The 1,463-nt window shown below is 34.2% G+C and carries 1 protein-coding gene; it reads right to left on the reverse strand.

Annotated elements, in window-relative coordinates:
- The coding region (locus tag CI949_RS20675; RefSeq protein ID WP_290769925.1) for a DEAD/DEAH box helicase at positions 1 to 1,463 on the reverse strand (1,463 nt) is incomplete at both ends.

The following is a 1,463-nucleotide window of genomic DNA, read 5'->3' on the forward strand; positions in this document are numbered from 1 at the left end:
TGATTTGCTCCGGTAATATTTAGCCCTGTTCCAGCTGCTCTAGGCGATAATATCATACAGCCAAAACCATCGCTTTCATTAAATCTATCTACTGAAGCTAAACGCTGTTTTGAATCACCATTAATTATTGGAATCTCCTGCAGTCCAAATTTTTCCCGAATTACTCTCTGCAAGATCAGCTGCATTATTTTAAAGGTAGTAAAAATTAGAACTTTTTCGTTATTCTTTTTGACTTCACTTAATATTTTAATAACAGATTTTAGCTTTGGTCCTTCATGTAATAGTTCTTCTGCACTTTTTAGATTCCAATCCTTATCCAAAAGAGCCGGATGAGAAGATAGCTGAAGTAAAGACTGCAGAGTGCCTAAATGAGTTCTACCCTTAGAATTTTTTTCTTTTTCGATTATTTCTTTATATCTCTCTTTTTGTCTCTGACTCATTTCAATTGTTTTGGTAATATCTTTTTTCTCAGGCAGTTCATCTTTAAGCTCACCTTCTTTTGTCCTTCTCAAAAATACGGGTTGAATTTTTTCTTTCAGCATACCTTCATACTTTTCATACTCTTCTGGAGTATTAGAACTCTCAATGGGCTTTACAAAATTATTCTTAAATTCTTTAAAACTGCCTAAAAGTCCAGGTTGGACAAAATCATAAATAGACCAGAGATCTGCCACAGTATTTTGAACAGGTGTGCCGGATAAACCCAACCTCAGCTTTGCCTTTTGAGCTTTAACAGCATGAGCTTTTAGAGTGCTTTGATTCTTAATAGCCTGAACTTCATCACAGACTAATATGGTCCAATCTATTTCTCCCAAAAGCACCTGATCACTAACTAAAGTGCTGTAGGTAGTTAAAACTACATCAGACTGCTTAATAACTCTGCTGTTTTTATTACGAGAACCACCTAGATGGATATATACTTTGTTAATTTTTGGTGAAAATTTCTTTATTTCATGCTGCCAGTTTTCTAAAAGAGATTTTGGAGCGACTATCAAGGAGGGAGATAATTTATTTTCTGCTTTTAAACTGGCCATCAAAGCAATAACCTGTATTGTTTTTCCTAAACCCATGTCATCAGCTAATAAACCGCCTAATTTTGAATTTTTTAATTTATGCAACCAAACATATCCTCTTTTTTGGTAGGGTCTTAATTCACCCTTAAATAAGCCTGGTGCTTGATAAACAACACCATTTTCCTGCAGCTGACTTCTAAAATCTATCATCTGCTCATTATATTCTAGCAGATCAATATTTTCATAAATATCAAAAATATATTTAAGCTTTTCTTTATTAACCCTGCCGTTTTGCTTGATTTTATCTACTTCTTTTGCTCCTGCTATAAAATCTTCACTTTCTTTCGGAACTTTAACCCAGTTATCATTATAGAGCACATAGTCTTCACCCTTTTCTCTAGCTTCTTTTACCAGCCTTTCAAATTCACTGAGCTCAATTTGTTCCTCATC

The organism is Halanaerobium sp. (genome assembly GCF_003070835.1).